The organism is Nocardia sp. NPDC047038, from assembly GCF_040644075.1.
Classification (GTDB): domain Bacteria; phylum Actinomycetota; class Actinomycetes; order Mycobacteriales; family Mycobacteriaceae; genus Nocardia; species Nocardia sichangensis.
This window is the reverse complement of record NZ_JBEYVQ010000001.1, coordinates 1,616,041-1,635,709: the sequence shown is the minus strand read 5'-3', so window position 1 is coordinate 1,635,709 and position 19,669 is coordinate 1,616,041. Positions and strand designations below refer to the sequence as shown.

Sequence of the window (19,669 nt, the reverse complement as noted above, 5' to 3'; positions counted from 1 at the left end):
GTTACCGTAATAGGATGGTCCCGGAAAAGCAATGATCAGCTCCCGCCGCAGCGCGGGCGGTGAGGAGAGGTTCACCATGGATGTCGACGAGTCCTTGCTCTTGGTCTCGATACCCCGCCCAGGAGTAGCGCTGGTGACGTTGAATCGCCCTGATCAACTCAACGCGCTCACCTGGCCACTGATCGATGAGTTGCTCCGCGTGCTGGCGGCGCTGCACGAACGTCGCGACCTGCGGGTCGTTGTCATCACCGGCGCGGGTCGCGCCTTCTGCGCAGGATCCGATGTGGCTGGGGCGCGTGAGCGCAGTTCGATCGATATTCCGACCCGATACGAGGCGCAACAACGCACGAGCGGCCTGGCGATCGCGATTCGCGAACTCCGGCATCCGGTAATCGCGGCCGTGAACGGTCCCGCGGTGGGTGCCGGGCTCGGGCTGGCCCTTGCTGCGGACATCCGCGTCGCCGGCACCTCGGCCTCCTTCCGCGACGGTGCGATCCGAATGGGTTTGAGCGGCTGCGAAAGCGGGATCAGCTGGCATCTGCCGAGGTTGATCGGAACATCGAACGCGCTGGAACTGATGCTCACCAATCGCCTGGTGCCTGCCGAGGAAGCCGAGCGACGAGGCATGGTGTCCGCGGTATACGCGGATGATCAACTCCTCGATCGGGTGATCGAGCTGGCAGGCAGAATCGCCGAGTTCTCGCCGTTCGGACTGACCACCACCAAGGAGGTCTTCTGGGCGAATCAATCCGACGGGTTCCGCGAGGCGGTCGACCGCGAGAATCGAAGCCAGATCCTCGCGGTCAACACCACGGATTCACGCGAGGCCATGACAGCTTTTCTCGAACACCGCAAACCCGAATTCCATGGCCGGTGAACCATGGATAGCCGTGGACATACCGCACCCTGTCCGTACCCTCGTGGGCGTCGAGGTCGCTGATCGAGCAGACGGATCTCACGGGACTCCCCTCAACGGCGGCTCACCGATCGCGTCGGTGAGCCGCTTCCCTTGCGACGAAGGACTTTCGCCTGGCAGCCGAATACCCCACAACAGTGGCGATCCGAGTGGGTCGCGGAGATGGTCTGCAGTCTCCGCGACCGCGGACCGTCAGCGCGACGGCGGGACGAACAGCGCGGTGTCCGGATGCAGCGTCCGATATCCGCCGAGCGTTCCGCCCTTGTCTGCCGTGGCCACGACGATGTCGGAGGCACACACGTTCGGCGAGAGCGGGAAAGCTCGGCCGTTGCACTGGAACTGGATACCACCGGTCAGTGGGAACGGCAGCGGCGGCGCCGAGCGCAGCCCTTCTGCCACCGACTCCCGGTTCACCTCGCCCTGGCCCGCGTTCAGGGCACGTGCCAGCCCGAGCACCGGCTGCCAACCACCCGCGGAATTCGGCTCGATGCGCAGCCCGGGCTTGTACTTGTCGATCGCTGCGTGGAACAGCTTCACGTCATCGGTAGCCGGATCCAGGTTTGCCGTGGTGCCCACCTGCACACCCTCGAATCCGCCGGGGATGGACGAGCTGATGGTCGGGTCGACGCAGCGGTCGTTCACCACGACCTTCGAACCGCGGTCTGCTGTCTTGATGGCCCGGAGCACACCGCCGCAGAAGTTCGTGTTGCCCAACACCGACCACAGGCCGGGGTGGTTCCGGTTGGCCGCCGATATCTGCGAGGTCACATCCGGGGTACCTGCCGGGATCGGGACGACCTCGAGCTGGGCACCGACGTTGGTGAAAGCCACTTTGCCCAACTGGTTCGCGATCGCGGTGAGACCCGGCAGATCCACCGTGACCATCGCGGCCTTGTCGATCCCACCTTCTTTCGCCAGCGCCGCCGGCGTACCGAAGATGGCGGAAACGCCGTTCATCATATTGAAGACATTCGCGGAAGCCAGCGCCTTCTGCGAGGTCGAGTAGTTCAGGATGAGAGGTACCCCTGCGGGTGAGAGCACATCGACGGTCTGATCAACCGTGACGAGTGCCCCCTCCGCGACGGCCACCACGCCCGCGCCCACCATCTGGTTGGCGCAGTCCGTGGCGGCGGCAGGATTGGCCTTGGATTCACACGTTTTCAGTTTCAAGCGGTGACCGCGCAAACCACCGAGGTGCTCGTTGATGTAGTCCACCGCGACCTGGGCTCCGACGAGCTCGGCACTGGTATCCACGACTGTGCCCTTGCCTTCGCTGATGTAACCGATGGTCACGGCGGGCCCGGTGGCGGGGTTCTGCGGCCCGAGCACGGCGGGGTCGACACTGCTCGCACCGGGCGACGCGGCGTCGTCGGATCCGCAAGCAGCGCTCGCGACCGCCAGCACGGCCACGGCGGCACCGAGTACAACGCGCCGCGTGTGGTGAAGTCTGGACTTCATATCTCTCCTTGTTATGAACAGACCGAGGAACGGCCCTGATCAAGTCGTGCGCCCTCCGACGGGGAGGCCTTCTCCTTCCTGATGGGCATCCACCCCCAGATAGACCTCGCGAAGCCGATGAGGTTCCGATCGCAACAGCTGCGCGAACCCCCGCAGCGGACCTCGCCGTGCACCGACACCAGTGCCTCGGCGGCCACCTCGAGTGCCACGCAACACCCGACCAATTGGCTAGTTGATTCATATGAATCTCAGTGATTTGGACCCGCCGCGACCTGAAGGCGCTCGCAAGGCCAACTCGGATCGACGTGCCAGAGGGCGAGAAGTGAACTCGCACAACGACGCATCGCGAAGAATGGAGGCAGACCCTGTGCCTCGCTCGGCTGTGGAACGACGGCCCGACGATAGTGCCACACGATTCCTGCGGCCACTGTGGCGCTCGCTACACACTGCGGCCGTGGTGGGCGAGCAGCAAGCTCGCCCACCGGGTGTTACCGATTGATATGAACGCGGGGGCCCGGCAGCCCGCAGGCACAGGGCACTTCATCGACCGATCCGGTGAACCCCACCGCCAGGTCCCGTCCCCGATACTCCCGTTCGCCCACTACCGACAAACGCAATCCCGATGAGCCCGAGGCGATCTCCCACTCCGCGGGGTCGAGATGCAATCCCGCCCGCTGCGGACATTCGACAGCGAGGGCGGGTCCGAGCATCGCAATCTCCGCCGGACTCAGTCCGGCCGCGCGCAGAGGTCCTATGGCGTCGGTACGCGCCCAGATCACCGGTACGTCACGCAACAGTTCGGTGGCGCGCTCGTCGGCGAGTAGCCCTTCGGCATGTTCACCCTCGACGCCGATCATCGCCTTCATAGGCAGGAATCCCATCAGCGCCTTACTGCGTTTGACATCCCAGCCGTACGGCTCGGCATTGCTGTACACCGCTCCGGCCATTCGGAGTGCGCGAACCACGGGACCGAACCACGGCCCCTCCGCATTGCGCGCGCTCACCAACACATTGTCCGCCCGGCCCAGCTCCCAGAGTTCGAGAAGCCGGTGCGCCCACGCGGTGTCCCGTTCGACCTCCGCCCACCCGATCTCGAAGCCGACCTTTCCACCTTCACGGGTGAACTGCCCGATTCCGGCCAGGGAAGGATGGCGCCCCGCCATCGCAACCGTCATTGTGTTCCGACTCATTGCTTCACCACTCTCGGGAACTTCGCGACACTCGAACTGCGCTCGAGCAGGCTGTCGACCGGCACCAATTCGATCTCCGGCTCCACTCCGACCTGAGCGCTGACCGTGATGCGCAGTCGGTCGCGCAGATCGTTCAGATCCGGTTGACCGACGTAGCCGATCCGCAGTCGCAGCCGATCGGTGACTCTCGATTCCCGGATGATCTGGAACATGCCGTCGTGGGTTTCTTCCTGGGACTCGATGGCCTGCCAGACCTCGCCGAGGACGACCTGCACGCCCTGCACCACGGTCTCGTCGCCCAGTCGTCCGATCACCCATTGCCGAACATGGCTGCGACCGCATCCGCACAGATCGCGATCGAACCGAACCAGATCTCCGCTTCGATACCTGATCAGTGGTGCCGCCTGGTTGTCCAGGTCGGTTGCGACGAGCTCGCCTACCTCCCCGTCGGCCACCGCGCGACCACTGTCCGGCTGCAGGAATTCCGCCAGGACAAGGTCTTCCCAGAGGTGATATCCGTTGTGCTGGCGGCACTCCCAGGCCGTCCCGGTATCACCCGCACTGGCGTAGGTGAACAGCTCGAGGCCCCAGTCCTCACGGACCTTCCTGGCCAGCGCGGCGCCGAGCGGCTGTCCGGCGAACGCTGCGCCCTTGAGCGAAGAGAACACCTCGCGGATGTCATGAGTCTTCTCGAAACGTTCCAGTTCCAGGACGGTCGGCATCATCAACTGCATGTAGGCGGGCCGATACCGCTGTATCGCCTCCAACACTTCGGCGCCGTGGCCGATCCAGCTGTCGACATAGACCGGAATGAGCCCCATCTCTTGGTAGAAGGTGTCGAAGAACCCTCGGAACGTGCCGGCGGGAACAATCACTCGGTCACCAGGCCGCAGTCCGAGTTCCCACAGGTCGCGGGCCGAGCACGCCGGTAGAGGGGGCGCGACGTCCCAGATCTCCGGGAGCAGTTCCGGGGTGCCGGTGGTCCCCGAGGTGGACATGATCGATGTCAAACCCTCAACGGGTACCTGCAGCAATCCGGCGAAAGGATCGCCGGTCCGGTCCCGGAAAGCACGCAGGTCGTCCTTGGTGAAGGTCGGAATCTTCTCGATGAAGTCATCGAGCGAGCGCACCTGGCTCGGATCCACGCCGGCCGCGGACCAAAGTTCCCTGTAGAACGGCGATTTCTCGAAAGCGACGGGAACGAGCGAGAGCACGCGCTCCTCCTGCAGCGCACGCAACCGCTCGCGGGGCATCGTTTCGATGTCGGGTTGGAAGAACCGTCGGCTCGAGTCGTCCCCGTTACGCTCGAACGTTCTGGCCTGGATCGCTTCCACGTCGTGACTTCCTCCATCGGTGACGCACAACATTTGAGATCTGGACCACACGCTAGGACGCCGGATCTCCTGTGACCTAGGGAACGCTGTTCCCGCCCGTAGGTTGAGCGCTTCGTGTAAACAGTAGAATTATCTATCGAATCGTCGAGGGCGCCGTACCATGATCCGTCGAACGAAGGTGCAGAGTTGCAGCGTTGCAGCCAATCGACCAACCGCGGGAACGACCGAGATTCGGTGGAGGACTCCCCGGTGCCGGGCGAGCAGGCGCAGTGAACCCCGCGGTTGCACCGCCGGTTCGGTCAGAGATCCGATCCTCATGACGACGCCCACCCGTGGCGAACTGCCCTGATGACGCGAGAGGCACGGACGGACGAGCGTGTCAGTGAGTAGCCGACATGCTCGACGCTTTCGACCCGCAATCCACCTGACTGACCTGGGCGCCCACTGCCATGGGCGGCGTACTCAGCGAGAACCCGAACACCGACAACCGAGGCGGGAGCGACCGAGACGATGCTTCCTCGCTCTGAAAGGAATTCATCAGTGGGACTTCTGAAGGGCAAGGTCGCCCTCATCACGGGCAGCGCGCAGGGCCTGGGCGCCGGATGCGCGACCGCGTTCACGCAGCAGGGCGCCCGCGTCGCCTGCGTCGATGTGAACGCGGAAGGAGTTGAGAAGGTAGCCGCTGAACTAGCGACTGATGGCGCTGACGCTATCGCTCTGCCATGTGACGTTTCGGACCGAGGACAAGTGGATGCCGCCGTCGCCGCCACTGTCGAAAAGTTCGGTCGTCTCGACATCCTCGTCAATGCCGCTATGACGCAGCGGCTCGTACCGTTCGAGATGTCCACGGAGCAAGACCTCGACGACGCCTATCGATCGAGTGTGCTCGGCACGTACAATTTCATGGCCGCATCCTTTCCCCATCTGAAGGAAAGCGCAGGCAAAGTCATCAATTTCGGGTCGGCGGCGGGTACCGGCGGCGAACCTCGGATGGCGACCTACGCTGCCGCCAAAGAAGCCGTGCGCGGTTTGTCGAAGGCGGTTGCCGTCGAGTGGGGCGTGCACAACATCAACGTGAATGTCGTCTGCCCCATGGGGATCACTCCCGCTTACGAGCAGTGGGCGGCGTCCGTCGGCCCCAAGGGCGTGGCGGCGGCGCTCAAACCTTCCCCACTCAAGCGGATGGGAGATCCGGTCCACGACGTCGGTGGAGTGGTCGTGTTTCTCGCCAGCAGCCTTTCCGATTACATGACCGGTCGCACCCTGTTCGCCGACGGGGGCCGCGCCTATTTCAGGTGAGGTAACGATTGCCCGGCGCGTGCGCCACGTCGGAGTGCCGACAACTCTCGGAACGCCAACGGCACGCGCCTGACGACTCACCATCCGGGTGCCGCAACCCGGAGGTTGCTTTTCCTCCAGGTCGTAAGTGCGGGTACCGAAGTGAACACAGGCGGGAACGGCCGTGGCGACCTCCACGGATGCCCCGAGGGATCCACACCCACAGCCCTATGCGGCCTAATGATCAAGATAATTGTGCGATATTCACGAAAGCGTCGCGCCTCGATCAACCCATGGCTATGGTTACAAACAGGGTACTTTTAGCACCTCTAACGTACCCACTGAAAATGTTCGTCGAAGTTCACCGAGGAGCCTCGTGAGTCATCTGTATGAGATCGATGTGAAGATCCCCGTTCGCGACGGCGTGTCGCTGTCCGCCAATGTGTGGCGGCCGGCCGAGGGGACGGCTCCCACGCTGCTGATCCGCATTCCCTATGGCAAGGACATGGAGTCACCATTCGGGGACACGATCCCCAATCTGGCGACGGTGCTCGAGGCCGGGTACGCGATCGTGATCCAAGACTGCCGAGGCACTTTCCGCTCGGACGGGGAGTTCGCTCCTCACGCAGCCGATAGGACAGACGGCGAGGACACCATCGCCTGGATCGCGGAGCAGCCGTGGTCCGACGGCATCGTGGGCATGTGCGGAACCTCCTACCTGGGCATAGTGCAGTGGGAGGCCGCGGTGACGAATCCGCCCGCCCTGAAGGCGATCTCACCGTGCTTCGCATCCCTCGACAAGTACCGGACGCCCTGGTATTCGCACGGTGGTGCCCTCTCTCTCAGCACGGTGACGTGGTGGTGCACCATGACGTACACCTTCGACGCGCAGCGATCCCTGAGCCGAGGCGCGGGAACGGCCGATGTGTTGCCCGAACTCGGTCGGGCCATGCTCGATCTCAACTCTCTCAACGAGGTGCTGCCGACCGGCGAGGTGCCGGTCCTCGCGAAGTACGGCAAGTGGTGGAGCGAATTCATGGCTCACCCAGCTCACGACGAGTTCTGGAAGGCATTCGACCTTCGACCCGCCGTTCCTGAGGTCGAAGTTCCCGCGTTGCACATCGGCGGCTGGTACGACCACTTCATCCCAGCGACTGTCCGCGACTTCGTCGCCGCGCGCCGGCAGGCGGGAACCGAGCTGGCTCGTGCCGAGCAGCGCCTCATCATCGGTCCGTGGGATCACATTTCCCAAAGCGGCGTCTACCCGGATCGGTCATTCGGTCCAATGGCCCCGGCGAGAGCACTGCGTCTCGGCAGACTGCAGTTGAAGTTCTTCGACCGCTGGCTCCGCGGTGACACCACCGCCCTGGACGACGTCGCGCCGGTGAAGATCTTCGTCATGGGCATCGACCAGTGGCGCGACGAACAGGACTGGCCACTGCCCGACACCCAATGGACCGACTATCACTTGACCAGCAGTGGCCGCGCCAACACCTCCCACGGCGACGGCACGCTGACCACCGAACCCGCATCGAAGGTGGAACGCGACACCTACCTCTACGATCCGCGCCGGCCGGTGCCCACAACGGGCGGCGCCTGCCTACCGACGACTAATGGGTTCTGTGGCCCGGTCGACCAACGAGGCGTGGCCGGTCGAGACGATGTCCTGTGTTACGCCACGCCCGTCCTCGAAGAACCCGTCGAAGTCACCGGCCCGATCAGTGTGACGTTGTTCGTCTCCTCCTCCGCGGTGGACACCGACTTCACCGCCAAACTCGTCGACGTCTTTCCCGACGGCAAGGCGATCAACCTGTGCGACGGAATCCTGCGCGCTCGCTACCGCAACGGCCTCGATCGGGAGGAATTGATGGAGCCTGGGACGATCTATGAGATCACCGTCGACATGGCCGCGACGGCCAACGTATTCCTGCCGGGGCACCGCATCAGGCTGGACATCTCCAGCAGCAACTTCCCGCGTTACGACCGCAACACCAACACCGGCGGCGTTATCGCTCAGGAGTCCGAGCACCAGATGATCTCCGCCGTCAATCACATTCACCACGGATCCGACCACCCGAGTCGCATCGTTCTGCCCATCATCAATCGCCGCGTCTCGCAATAATCTCTGTCAGGTGTCGCCCATCCGGGGCGGCAATCCGTCCACGGCGGCATCCTCGCCTGCCATTCGCTCGGCTCGGGCGCAGTCATCCCGGTGCACTCCAGCACCCCGGACTGGACGCTCTCGATGGCCTGCGCGACCGAGTGGGTGGCGAAGGGATCCACCAATGCTGAGCTGAAAGACCTGTGGCCGGTCCCCTACTGGGACCGGCCACAGGCATTCGGCTCCTCGTCGAGCCGGCTTCAGAACACGACCCGGCTGACCGCCTCGGCAATCATCGCCGGCTTGGCCGCGTCCTCGATCTCCACCGTGTGCCGGACCACCAGTTGCAGCGCCCCGCCGCTCACCTCGGTCGCCTCCACCAGTTCGGCGGTGGAGCGCACGCGCGCGCCCACCGGCACGGCGCTCGGGAATCGCACCTTGTTGGAGCCGTAATTCAGACCCAGTTTGGTGTTCTCCACGCGATAGATCTGGTTCCCGAGCACCGGCAACAGGGACAGGGTCAGATAGCCGTGCCCGATCGGACCGCCATAAGGGCTCTCCCGGCGAGCCCGCTCGACATCGACGTGGATCCACTGCTTGTCACCGGTCGCCTCGGCGAACAGGTCGACCATTTCCTGGGTCACACGGATCCACTCGCTGGTGCCCAGGGTCTGCCCGACCGCCGCCAGCACCTGTGCCTTGTCGGCAAAGATCTGCATCTCTCCTCTTTCCGAGTTCGGTGGCCTACGTACCCAGGACCAGATTCATCCCGTTGTCGCGGATGAACCGCTTGCGGTTCTCGTCCCCCAGCCCCTCCACGCGCGCGTAGAAGTCGGCCGGTTCGCGCAGGCCCTCCGCATGCGGCCAGTCCGAGCCCATGACCAGTGCGTCGACCCCGCCGAGCTTGTCGGCGAGAGCGATGGTGTCGTCCTCCGGATACGGCACGACGCGCACGTGCTTCTTGAAGATGGTGCTGGGCCGCTCGCTGAGCTGACCGCCCAGCCACCGGCCGTTGCGGGCCATACCGCGGCTCTTGTCCATATGCCGGATGAAATGCGGGACCCACTCCGCGCCGAACTCACTGACCAGCACCTTGATGTTCGGGAACCGGCCGAAGAGATTGTCGAAAATCAACGCCGAGAGCGTGTCCGTGATCGGGCGCTCACCGTAGGTGTTCTGCCACTGCCAGGCGGAGAACTGGAACGGCGGGTTCAGACCCCAGCCCCAGTGCGTCGCCACGTTGGCCTGGTAGTGGAATTCGGAAATATGGTAGGAGACCACGGCTTTGGCCTCGTTGATCCGCGCCCAGAACGGATCGAAGTACGGATCGCCCGGCGAGCGGCCGTAGGCCGGACCCGCGGGCAACAGGATGAACCGCGCACCCGCGTCCAGTACCCGATCGAGTTCGGCGCAGGCACGATCCAGGTCGCGCATGGAGAGCATCGCGGGGGCATAGATGGTGTCCTTGTAGGCGAAGCCCCAGTCCTCATCGATCCAGCGGTTGAACGACTCGATGTTGTCGTAGAGCGGATCGATGCCGTCCAGGTACGCCTCGGCCAACAGGCCCCAGCCGCCCGGGTACATGATCGCCTTCTCGATCTGTTGCTCGCGCAGCTGGATCAGCCGCTTGTCCTTGTCCAGGTACTCGGCTTGAATCGGCTCGTAGAACCGGTCGGCGTCGGTGGCGTTGCCCGATGCGCGCTGCTTGAGCATCTCGACCAGCGAGCCGGGAACATAGGCCTGTTCCAGGTCGGCTTCCAGTGCGGTGACGATGCGGTCGTTGGCCAGCAGAACCTTGCGGCCGTAGCCCGGGGCTTCGATCGGGCGAACGGCGGTGTGCAGTTTGTCCTTGGGCATGAAGCGGGTGAAGGCGTCGGGCGCCTCGTAGGAGTGCTGGTCGAAGTCGGTCATCAGGTACGGCAGGGTGCCGACGGTGTTTTCGATCAAGGCCATCTCGGAGTCTCCTTCTCACGCCGGCGGCGGGATGGTCGCGAGCAACGTGAAAGTTCATGTTCTAATGCGGCAAGACTAGCAACATGAGAGACTCTATCGCAATGAGGGATACTGTAGAGAAACTATGACGGGAAAAGAGGCAGTGTTGTCCGAGGAACTCAATGGCCGCATCGCACTGGTGACCGCGGCGGCGGGCGCCGGTATCGGCCGCGCCATCGCACACCGCTTGGCCGCGGACGGAGCGACCGTCGTGCTCACCGACATCCACCAGCAACGACTGGAGCAGGCCGCCGCCGAGATCGGCGAGGCCACCGGCGCGCGCGTGATACCGCAAGTACTCGACGTCGGCGACCGGGACCGCATCATCGAGGTCACCGACTGGGTGCGCGACCAGGTCGGTCCGCTGTCCATCCTGGTGAACAATGCCGCGCTGAACATCCTCGCGCCGATCTTCGACTACGACCCCGCCGATTGGGACCGCGTGCTCGCGGTCAACCTCAGCGGTCCGTGGATGCTCTCCCGCCAGGCTATGCGACAGATGCGCGACGCGGGCACCGGCGGCGTGATCCTGAACGTCTCGACCTACGCTCCCGATCTGGGCGGGCTCGGTATCGAGGCACCGTACGCGGTATCCAAAGGCGGGCTGAACGTACTGACCCGGAGCTGCGCGCACGAAGGCGGGCGATACGGCATCCGGGTGAACACACTGTCCATGGGGATGGTGACCGGAACCCGTTTCACCGACACCCTGCACGCGGATATGCGCGCCGAGGAGATGGCACAGGCGCCCCTGGGTCGCCTGGCTCATGTCACCGACATCGTCGAGGCCGCCGCATTCCTGATTTCCGATCGTTCCGCCGCCACCACCGGTGAGATCCTGAACGTGGCCGCGGGCAGGCACATGCGGTACTGACTACGCATGGCGAACGGCTGCTGCTCAAAAGAATCCCGGCGCAGCAGTCGCTCGCGTGCTCAGCTGGACCCGAACCGCCACACCCCATACGGCCGCCCCATCACATGGGACGAGCGCGAAGGCTGGGATCGTCGAACCATGGAGGTCAGAAGCGCAGCCAGGCGTAGGGGAGTGACCGCGCGACATCACGCTCCGCACAGGACAACGAGCAATATCGATGCGCCGGAGATGCCGCGACATCGAAAAGTGCGCGTCCACAGAACCGACAGAACAGTTTCCGCAACCCCATTCGGGACCGAACGAACCACTCGACCCGACGCATCCAGCGTGGCAACCTCGTCATTCGTCACCAGCCTCGACCGTCTGCACGCGAACCCTCCGTCGACACCTGCGCTCCCAGCCGTCAGCACACGATTTCGCCTCCGTAGCCGCCAGCGCGTCTTGGTCGACCACCACGGGGAATCCACAGGTCGTCGCAGCGCCTCGGAGCACGGATCGGAGCGCACCGCGCCGACCTAAATCAATAAATTATTTAACTCTATGATGCGACAGCGGGCACGCGCGCGCAACCCGAGGACCCGCGCGAATGACGCGCTCGATTCAGTGTGGCGAATTCTCGCGGCCACATGCCGCGATGAGAGCGACGGTATCGGGAGCCGAGAGACAGTTCACCGCGCGGCCTTCACCACCGGATCCCCAGCACCGAGGGTGTCCGTTGCGAGCGCTTCCTGGAGTACTCGCTCGGACGAGCACGTCACGGTTTCCCCCCTCGAGGCAATAGCCGGAGCCTCCCTTCGAGGGATGAACATCGCCACCGCAGCGGTGGCGAAGGCCGCGATCGACGCGATCCCGTAGACGAGCTGAAAAGCACCGAGTGACGGGAGTTCTCGCCCCGCCACGTTCACCGTGATCGCGGTCAGCAGCGCGGCGATGAGGGCGCTGGAGATCGCCGTACCCACCGATCGCAGCAAGGCGTTCAGCCCATTGGCCGAAGCCGTCTCGGTGACGGGCACCGACCCCATGATCAACATCGGCATCGTGGCATAGGACACCGCGGTGCCTATCATGACGAACATCGCGCCCAGCACGATGGCCGGTATCGATCCGTTCAACAGCACTCGCATGCCGTAGGCGACGACCAGGACTGACGCTCCGATCACCAGAGTGCGTGGAGCGCCCACACGTCGGATCATCCGCGCGGACACAGGCGCGAAGACCACCATCATCAGACCAGCGGGAACAAGACACAAGCCTGCCGTCAGGACCGAGAGACCGAACCCGTAGCCGGTCTCCGGGCTGGCCGTGAGCTGCTGCGTGGTGGCGAGCATGTTGGCGTACATCGAAATCCCGACGAGCAGTCCCGCGATGTTGGTCAACAGAACACGCCGTCGCGCCGAGGTCCGCAGATCCACCATCGGATGACCGACTCGCAATTCGAACGGTAACCACGCCGCGAAGAACAACACGGCCACTGCCGACGCGACCAGAGTAGCCGCACTGGTCCACCCCCAAGCGCCGCCTTTCGAGATGGCCAGCAGTAACGCGATGAGCGCCACCGAGAGCAGAACCGCGCCGCCGACGTCGAACCGACCCGGCGTCCGAACCTGCGATTCGGGAATGACCACCAGCACTGCTATGAACAGCGCGCCGCCCGCTACGGCAGACATCCAGAAGATCGCCTCCCAGCCGAGGTGCTCGAAGAGAATTCCCGGAAGCGGTAGCCCCAGCGCGGATCCGATACCCAGCGTGGCGCTCATCAGGGCGGTCGCACCAGTGACCTCGGACTCGGAGAGTTCGTCACGCATGATCCCGATGGCGATCGGTATCAGCGCGGAGGCCAAGCCCTGCAACCCGCGCCCGACCAGCACGGAAAGGAATGTCCCTCCCACCGCGGCGAAGGTCGATCCGGCAACGATCGTCGCGAGCGAGAACAACATCATGCGGCGCTTGCCGAACATGTCGGCAAGCCTGGACAGGATCGGAGTCGCGACCGAAGCCGTCAGCAATGTCACAGTGACCAGCCAGGACACGCTCGCGTAGTCGACCCCGAGGATCGCCGGGAACTCTCCGAGCAGCGGGACCACGAGCGTGTGCTGTAGAGCGACGAGGACTCCTGACAGGCACAGGACGATGGTCACCAGTCGATTCGGCCGTCTCCCAGATGTTTTCGCACGTTTGGCCATCGACTACTCCGGACTGCGCTACGTTAACAGTTAGATTATCTATCTATCAAAGATGATCACAAACTCACCTCGGCACGCAAATCAGGCAGAACGGCAACGACGGGCGACGCAACTGGAAGCGGGCACGCGCGGTATGCGACAGTTCCGACCCGCGGACTTGGGAGGCGAGCGTCCCCGCGGACTGCCCGGTTCTGCCCATTCTGCGTTGGCGCCCCAATGCCACCCGCACCACCGGCTACGCTCATACGCGGCTACGCGGCTACGCGAAGTCTTCACCACCGTCCTCGACGAGGTCGATCTCCATGCGGTGCACGATATCGTCGAACGTACCGCGATACCGTTGATCAACACTTTCTGCACCACCGGTTCGGCAGATCTCGTCGCCGCATACGCCTTTCCGATCGTGTTCGAAGTCGTCAACGAATTGCTCGGCTGCCCGCCATCGATCAGCGAGAAAGCCGCCGCGGGTGTCCTCGCCATGCTCGATGGTGTGGACGCGCAGGAGGCCAATCGCCGATTCGAGCGCGCAGAGCGCCGTGAATCAGCTGCTCGATGCTCTCCCCGAACTCCGGCTCACCGTTGCGGCGGACGAATTGCAGTGGCGTCCAGGGACTCTGCACCGCACACTGGCAGAGCTCCCGGTCGCCTTCCCACCATCACCACCGCTGCCCGCGCCCTGACACCGCCCACCAGCTGTCCATGCGCATAACACATGCATCCGAGTTCACGGTTGGCGACGGTTCTGGCGCCGCACCTTATACGTCCAGGTACCCACGACGCGACGAAAAGGGCCACCGCGTGCGGCCCCGAGGGGCCACACGTCCGGCTTCCCCGGTGCCGTGGGCTTACTTGTCAAGCCGGTCGACCGATGCCCATGGGGCATCCGCGGGGACCGGGCGATCGACCCCGATCCGGGCTGTCCCAGCGGTCTGCATATAGTGCAATCATATACGTAATTCCGAGGCGGGAATCGGCTGCGCCGAGACTGCGGGGCAGTGGAGTAGGCAGAGTCATCGGTCGACGATGTCGGCCAGGCCAACACAAGGGAGTAAGAATGGTCGGCGAGTCACCGGCGCCGGAGAATTCCGGCGCCGCCGCGGTCCCTCACCCGAACGACAGCGCGCACCGGCCCCCCGACGAGGAAGTCTTCGCGCGCTATCCGTATATCCGGCTCGACCAGGTCAACATCGATTACTACCGCGGCCTGCTCACGCACGAGTTGACGGCAGGCTGGTGCTCCGAATGTGAGCGCTGGCATACGCCACTGCGCCCCATATGCCCGTCCTGCTGGTCGCCCGAGGTGACGGCCCGGCCGGTCCAAGGCACGGGGACAGTGCATCTGCTGACCCGCCTGCACCAAGGACCGCCGCTCGTCGACTACTCCACGCCGTGGCCCCTGGCCGCGATCGAACTCGACGAGCAGGTCGGCCTGCGTATCGTCGCACCGCTGGTCGACACACCGGACGCGCTCCAGCGGATCGGGCAGCCGGTCGAATTGACCTGGATCGAACGCGCGGAGTCACCGTGGCCCGCTTTCCGAGTGGTGGCAGCAAAGGGCAACGGCTGATGAACCTCCTTCCCCAGCGCAACCCGATCAAAGATCGAGTCGCGATCGTCGGCGTCGGCCGCTCGGCCTACAGCCGCAACCGGAACACCTCCGAACTCACCACGGTGCTGCAAGCCGCGACCGCGGCCATCCGCGACGCGGGTCTCACCGCCGCCGATATCGACGGTGTGGTGGGCGGGGGGCTGCACACCAACGGCATCGACACGTCCGTGGTGGCCTCAGCTCTCGGCCTGCCCGCTGTGACCTTCTGGACCGGCGCGCGTCCGCCGATCGGCAACCACATCACCGCGGCCGTCAACGCCGTCTGGTCGGGTACCGCCAACACCGTGCTCGTCTACCACTCGATGTACCGACTCGGGCGCGAGCCATTCCGCGCCAGGGCGGCGGCGGGGCTGCCGGATGGTCGGGCGATTCTCGGGGACGGGCACACCGAGTCCGAGCCGTACGGCTTGTTCGGCCCCACAGGATATGCCAGTTGGGCCGCCCGATACCTCGAGACCTTCGACCGCAGTCGACAGGATCTGGGACTGGTCGCTCTCAACGGCCGCGCCGGCGCGGCCCGCAATCCCAACGCCGTGATGCGCGACCCGCTCGGGATGGACGACTATCTCGCGGGGCGGATGATCCGAGAACCGCTGTGCCTGTTCGACATGGATGTGCCCGTGGACGGGGCCGACGCGTTCGTGGTGACCACGGCCGAACGAGCGGCAGACCTGGCCGACAGGCCTGTCCTGGTGCACGCTCTCTCGATGGGCTTGACGTCGCATCCCGAAGAGCATCTGGTCGCGGGTCTGGATCACACCGGTCAAACGGTGGCGTCACAGGCACTGTTGGCGCGCAGCGAGCTGTCGATCAATGACTTCGACATCCTGTTCCCCTATGACGGCTTCTCGATCATCACCCTCCACTGTCTGGAACAGTACGGGTTCTGCAAGCCGGGCGAAGGGGGCGATTTCCTGCGTGAACACTGGGACGAGCGCGAGAATCGTGTGCTCATCGACGGCCGTGTGCCGATCAATCCGCACGGCGGAAGCCTGTCCGAAGGCGGCTCCCAGGGGGCGGGCCACGTCCACGAGGCGGTCCTCCAGCTTCGCCACGACGCGGGCGACCGACAGGTGAGCGACGCACGATCGGCCCTGCTGTCTCCCGGTGGGCTGTTCTTCAACGCTCAAGGCATCGTGCTGCGAGCCGACTGAGCGTTGGTGTCGCGATCGTTCGTCGAACTCATCCGCGCCCGACTGGGGTGAGTTCGGCGAACGACGATTTCGGATACGCCCGATCGGGATGAACCACTCCCCCGATACGGGTACAGCACCGGACGGCACTCACAACCATCCATCGGTCATGACGGCTCTACCGGCGCTGCTCGACGTGTCGCCGCGCTGGTACTACTGCGACTGTTGGCCGAATCTCGTGGCAATGTTGATCACGTCCAGTCCGAGCGTGAGCCCGCCGTCCACAGGGATGGACGCTCCCGTCACGTATGACGAATCCTCCGACGCGAGAAACAGCGCCACGTTGGCGACCTCTTCGCTGGAGCCGAGACGCCCGAGCGGCACCAGTTCGCCCACACCTCGCTTGCCGCGCTGTGCTTCTTCCTCATCGCGATAGATGTACTTGGTGGCGAAATCACCGCCGATCGGACCGGGGCAGATCACATTGCACCGGATGTTGTACCGGCCGTATTCGGCCGCCACGCTTCTACCGAAATGGATTTCGGCCGCCTTGGAGGCGTTGTAGGCGGGCTGGTTGGGAAGGGCGAAGAATCCGGCCACCGACGCGTTGATGACAATGCTGCCGGACCGCTGTTCGACCATGTGCGGGGCGACGTGTTTCACGCAGAAGAAAGTGCCTCGGAGATTGGTGTCCACTACCCAATCCCAGTCCTTCTCGCTGATGGTGTGCGCGGGTCCCAGCGGGTTCTTCACACCGGCGTTGCTGAACAGGACATCGATTCGACCGTAACTGTCCACCACCGCCGCGACCAACGCCTCGATGTCACTCTCGGACGTGAGATCGGCTTCGACGAATCGCACTTCGCCGCCCGCTGCCGCGATCTCCTCCGCGGCGACCTTGCCCGCCTCGGCGTTGATATCGGCCAGTACTACCTTGGCCCCCTCACGGGCGAACAACTGCCCGGCGATTCGTCCCATCCCGGAGGCGCCACCCGTGATGATCGCGACCCTGCCATCGAGTTTACCCATTGCGAGTAGGTTCCTTCACTGTTCTCGGTGCCGGCACCCGGCGCCACTTCCATTGTGTCGAGCCGTAGGACAAGGCATTCGGAACCAAGAATGTTCGTCGACCGCGGGCAGTCGATTGCGCCGGAACGCGAACCCCACCGCCACAGTGCCTGCCGACGACTTTCCGGGCGGTGAAATGACGATCGGGCCGCGTACATGCCCTGCCGAGCACCGTAGTGCCCCGTCGCACATTATAGTGCAACTAATATACTGATTGACCGGTCCGGAGTCCGTGCCGATTGCCCGGCACAAGGCGGAGACGCCTCCCACAACCTTCCGTCCGTGGTGCGGGCTCGGCGGTTCGTACCGCGAAACCCGCACCGCGGGACGGAGGATTCGAGTCCACCCACAGGGCGCGGTCGCCTCCCGGCTCCCGCCAGGGTCAGACCGCTGCCGAGGCGGCGGCACCCGCGACCACGGCCTCGTCGGCCTCGACGTCCGCGAGCGCGGCAAGACCGGGGATGGTGGCTTTCCTGCGGGTAGCCGCCAGCACGATCACGCTCGCCACGCCCCATACCGCCATGACGATCACGTCGCCCATAATGCCTGCGCCCTCGAAGTAACAGACGCTGCGCAGCGCCGAGAGCCCCCGCGCGGTGGGCAGTACTTCGTGCATCCAACCGTAGAACGCGGGCGCCATATCCAGCTGCACCGGCAGTCCGGACGCCGAGACACCGGCCAACACCAGCACCAGCACCGACACCATCACCATGGCGGGTCCGATCAGTCGCACCCCGGCCAAGGTCACCGATCCCGCGACCAGCGCGATACCGGCCAAGATCGCCGCGCCTGCCGCCGCGTTGCCGGGGAACATGTCGAAAATAACCCAGCCGTAACATGTTTCGATACCGGCGACGACAATGGACATGACTGCCACGGTGAAGACCTGGGCGCGCGCCCGCAGACCGGGCGCGACCATCGCGACGATCAAGCCGGACAGGAATCCACCGACGATGGCGCCGACCCCGAGATAGAGCGTGCCCGTGCCGAGACGATCGGCGTCCGGCAACGCGACCACATCTCGCACATGCAGCGGCGCACCCCCGGACTGCGCCACGGCAGCGAACAGCGCACGGGCGGCCTCCGTGGCCTGTACCCCGCCGGCCGACGCTACGAACAGATCGCCGGTCGCGGGATCGTAGGCCGCGCGAATCTCACGGTCTCGCACGGCGGTTCGGCCGGATTCCGCGTCCGTAGCCGACTGGATCTCGAAACCCGCCGCGTGCACCGAAAGTTGCTCGGCCACGGCGTGCGCCTGCGCGGTGTCACCGATGACGGCCACCTTCACCTCGTGCGGTGCGGGTGAGTGCAGTGCGCCGAGAAAGAGTCCGGGCAGTGCGATCAGGAAGAACAGCGGCAGCACCAACACACCCGTAACGGTTCGGCGCCGGGCAACGCGATCGTGTGTCATCGTGCACCTTCCTGTTCGGCGACTGCCGCAGGTTCGTTCTTCGACCGCAGGGTGGACAGCCAGATCGCGCCCGCGCCGACGGCGCTCCAGAGTCCGATGATCGGCAGGTCCGACTCGATGCCGCCACCGTCGAAATACAGCGTCCGCCGCAGTCCGTCCAGCACCCCTGACGTCGGCAACCAGGAATGCAGGTGGGCGAACAGGGACGGGACCATCTCCACCGGTACCGCGATTCCCGAGGCGGGGATGCCGAGTATCACGAGCACGGCCACACCGATGACTGTCATGCCGGGTCCGATCAGCTTGACGCCGCCGGATTGCACCAGGCCCGCGCAGACCGTGCCCGACGCCACCAGCGCCGAGACCCCGAGTAGGTGCCCGGACAACGCGCCGTACGCGGAATAGGCGATGAAGGTGGTGATCACCGCGGCGATTAGCGCGACCAAGCCGAGGATCATCATCTCCGTCCTGATGGACAAGTCCTTCACCGCGACGTTCAGCACGGTCGCGGTGACGAAGCCCGCGAGAATCGCCGCCAGGCCGATGAACAGCAGGCTGATGCCGAGACGGTCGGATTCTGGCAGTGGCGCCACATCTCGGACCGTGAGTTCGGTCCCGAGCTGCTGTGCGACGGAGCCGAAGGCGGTCTCCACTGTCGCCTTGGCGAGCGGACTGCCCGCACTCGCGACGTAGAGTGTGCCGGTCGTGGGTTCGAAGGCGCCACGACTGCTCAGGTCGTCCAGATGCCGCCGGGCCGTGTCCGCGTCGGCCACGGCGGTGACCCGGAACGACGGCGCCATCTTCGTCGCCAGGCCGGACGCCAGGCGTGCTGAATCCTGGTCGACGCCGATGATCTCGACAGGCATCTCGCGGGGCTTGGGTTCATGAAACGCGTAGACATAGGCACCGGGCAACGCGAGTGCCATGAACAACGGGAAAAGCATGGCTACGGCCAGAATCTTCACCGTTGATCCAGTACTCGCGGGGGTGCCGCCGCTTGGCGACTCGGCCATCGATCTCCCTTCTCGAGCTAGCGTTATTTTACATATGTAAACTACACTACATCTGTAAAATAACTGTGCTCGGCTAAGGTGGAGAACGTCACACCACACGAAGTATCAG

Annotated in this window: 15 protein-coding genes; 6 read left to right on the top strand and 9 right to left on the bottom strand. The window is 64.6% G+C overall.

The genetic code is table 11. The features are described 5' to 3' along the window. The first annotated feature begins 31 nt into the window (after nt 1-31). Nucleotides 32-877 carry an enoyl-CoA hydratase-related protein gene (locus ABZ824_RS07840; RefSeq protein ID WP_356962346.1) on the top strand — a complete coding sequence of 282 codons (846 nt, stop codon included), beginning with the start codon at nt 32-34 and terminating at the stop codon, nt 875-877. Nucleotides 878-1,108: 231 nt separating this feature from the next. Here the strand turns inward: ABZ824_RS07840 and ABZ824_RS07835 are convergent, their stop codons facing one another. The 3 genes from ABZ824_RS07835 to ABZ824_RS07825 all read right to left on the bottom strand — a co-directional run bounded on the left by ABZ824_RS07835 (nt 1,109) and on the right by ABZ824_RS07825 (nt 4,898). Next, nucleotides 1,109-2,374, bottom strand: coding sequence for an ABC transporter substrate-binding protein (locus ABZ824_RS07835; RefSeq protein WP_356962345.1), 1,266 nt, complete (start codon nt 2,372-2,374; stop codon nt 1,109-1,111). Nucleotides 2,375-2,862: 488 nt separating this feature from the next. Then, on the bottom strand, nt 2,863-3,549 hold the full coding sequence (locus ABZ824_RS07830) for a hypothetical protein (RefSeq protein ID WP_356962343.1): 687 nt from the start codon (nt 3,547-3,549) through the stop codon (nt 2,863-2,865). A gap of 11 nt (nt 3,550-3,560) precedes the next feature. Then, nucleotides 3,561-4,898, bottom strand: a complete 1,338-nt coding sequence (locus tag ABZ824_RS07825) for a phenylacetate--CoA ligase family protein (RefSeq protein WP_356962341.1) — start codon at nt 4,896-4,898, stop codon at nt 3,561-3,563. Between the two features lie 540 nt (nt 4,899-5,438). Between ABZ824_RS07825 and ABZ824_RS07820 the strand changes: the two genes are divergently transcribed. Together ABZ824_RS07820 and ABZ824_RS07815 are read left to right on the top strand one after the other, a co-directional pair. Continuing rightward, complete coding sequence (locus ABZ824_RS07820; RefSeq protein WP_356962339.1) at nt 5,439-6,197, top strand: SDR family oxidoreductase; 759 nt, start codon at nt 5,439-5,441, stop codon at nt 6,195-6,197. A gap of 232 nt (nt 6,198-6,429) precedes the next feature. Continuing rightward, a complete protein-coding gene (locus ABZ824_RS07815; RefSeq protein WP_356962338.1) occupies nt 6,430-8,298 on the top strand; it encodes a CocE/NonD family hydrolase in 1,869 nt (622 codons plus the stop codon). A 239-nt stretch (nt 8,299-8,537) separates the two neighbouring features. Here the strand turns inward: ABZ824_RS07815 and ABZ824_RS07810 are convergent, their stop codons facing one another. Together ABZ824_RS07810 and ABZ824_RS07805 are read right to left on the bottom strand one after the other, a co-directional pair. Then, a complete protein-coding gene (locus tag ABZ824_RS07810) occupies nt 8,538-8,996 on the bottom strand; it encodes a MaoC family dehydratase (RefSeq protein ID WP_356962337.1) in 459 nt (152 codons plus the stop codon). Nucleotides 8,997-9,021: 25 nt separating this feature from the next. Further along, entirely contained in the window at nt 9,022-10,230 is a 1,209-nt protein-coding gene (locus tag ABZ824_RS07805; protein WP_356962335.1) for an amidohydrolase family protein, read from the bottom strand. Nucleotides 10,231-10,354: 124 nt separating this feature from the next. Between ABZ824_RS07805 and ABZ824_RS07800 the strand changes: the two genes are divergently transcribed. Beyond that, nucleotides 10,355-11,143, top strand: coding sequence for an SDR family oxidoreductase (locus ABZ824_RS07800; protein ID WP_356962333.1), 789 nt, complete (start codon nt 10,355-10,357; stop codon nt 11,141-11,143). A gap of 668 nt (nt 11,144-11,811) precedes the next feature. On the opposite strand, the gene ABZ824_RS07795 is transcribed toward ABZ824_RS07800, so the two are convergent. After that, entirely contained in the window at nt 11,812-13,281 is a 1,470-nt protein-coding gene (locus ABZ824_RS07795; RefSeq protein WP_356962331.1) for an MFS transporter, read from the bottom strand. A 1,099-nt stretch (nt 13,282-14,380) separates the two neighbouring features. On the opposite strand from ABZ824_RS07795, the gene ABZ824_RS07790 reads away from it, so the two are divergent. After that, the gene (locus tag ABZ824_RS07790) at nt 14,381-14,893 is read left to right on the top strand and encodes an OB-fold domain-containing protein (protein ID WP_356962329.1); all 513 of its coding nucleotides are present in this window, start codon (nt 14,381-14,383) and stop codon (nt 14,891-14,893) included. Beyond that, nucleotides 14,893-16,089 (top strand): thiolase family protein, encoded by a 1,197-nt coding sequence (locus tag ABZ824_RS07785; protein ID WP_356962328.1) that lies wholly within the window; start codon nt 14,893-14,895, stop codon nt 16,087-16,089. The genes ABZ824_RS07790 and ABZ824_RS07785 overlap by 1 nt, the downstream gene beginning before the upstream one ends. Before the next feature lie 192 nt (nt 16,090-16,281). Here ABZ824_RS07785 and ABZ824_RS07780 read toward each other — a convergent pair whose 3' ends face one another. From ABZ824_RS07780 to ABZ824_RS07770, 3 genes are all read right to left on the bottom strand, one after another. Further along, nucleotides 16,282-17,097, bottom strand: coding sequence for an SDR family NAD(P)-dependent oxidoreductase (locus ABZ824_RS07780; RefSeq protein ID WP_356962327.1), 816 nt, complete (start codon nt 17,095-17,097; stop codon nt 16,282-16,284). 421 nt (nt 17,098-17,518) lie between these two features. Continuing rightward, entirely contained in the window at nt 17,519-18,547 is a 1,029-nt protein-coding gene (locus ABZ824_RS07775) for a hypothetical protein (protein WP_356962325.1), read from the bottom strand. Continuing rightward, a complete protein-coding gene (locus ABZ824_RS07770) occupies nt 18,544-19,512 on the bottom strand; it encodes a hypothetical protein (protein WP_356962323.1) in 969 nt (322 codons plus the stop codon). The genes ABZ824_RS07775 and ABZ824_RS07770 overlap by 4 nt, the downstream gene beginning before the upstream one ends. Nucleotides 19,513-19,669: the final 157 nt, after the last annotated feature.

Bases quoted from the DNA above. Each gene is read 5' to 3' on its own strand.
- ABZ824_RS07810 (WP_356962337.1), bottom strand. From the start codon at position 8,996: ATGCAGATCTTTGCCGACAAGGCACAGGTGCTGGCGGCGGTCGGGCAG.
- ABZ824_RS07835 (WP_356962345.1), bottom strand. From the start codon at position 2,374: ATGAAGTCCAGACTTCACCACACGCGGCGCGTTGTACTCGGTGCCGCC.
- ABZ824_RS07785 (WP_356962328.1), top strand. From the start codon at position 14,893: ATGAACCTCCTTCCCCAGCGCAACCCGATCAAAGATCGAGTCGCGATC.
- ABZ824_RS07780 (WP_356962327.1), bottom strand. From the start codon at position 17,097: ATGGGTAAACTCGATGGCAGGGTCGCGATCATCACGGGTGGCGCCTCC.
- ABZ824_RS07775 (WP_356962325.1), bottom strand. From the start codon at position 18,547: ATGACACACGATCGCGTTGCCCGGCGCCGAACCGTTACGGGTGTGTTG.
- ABZ824_RS07800 (WP_356962333.1), top strand. From the start codon at position 10,355: ATGACGGGAAAAGAGGCAGTGTTGTCCGAGGAACTCAATGGCCGCATC.
- ABZ824_RS07840 (WP_356962346.1), top strand. From the start codon at position 32: ATGATCAGCTCCCGCCGCAGCGCGGGCGGTGAGGAGAGGTTCACCATG.
- ABZ824_RS07830 (WP_356962343.1), bottom strand. From the start codon at position 3,549: ATGACGGTTGCGATGGCGGGGCGCCATCCTTCCCTGGCCGGAATCGGG.
- ABZ824_RS07790 (WP_356962329.1), top strand. From the start codon at position 14,381: ATGGTCGGCGAGTCACCGGCGCCGGAGAATTCCGGCGCCGCCGCGGTC.
- ABZ824_RS07805 (WP_356962335.1), bottom strand. From the start codon at position 10,230: ATGGCCTTGATCGAAAACACCGTCGGCACCCTGCCGTACCTGATGACC.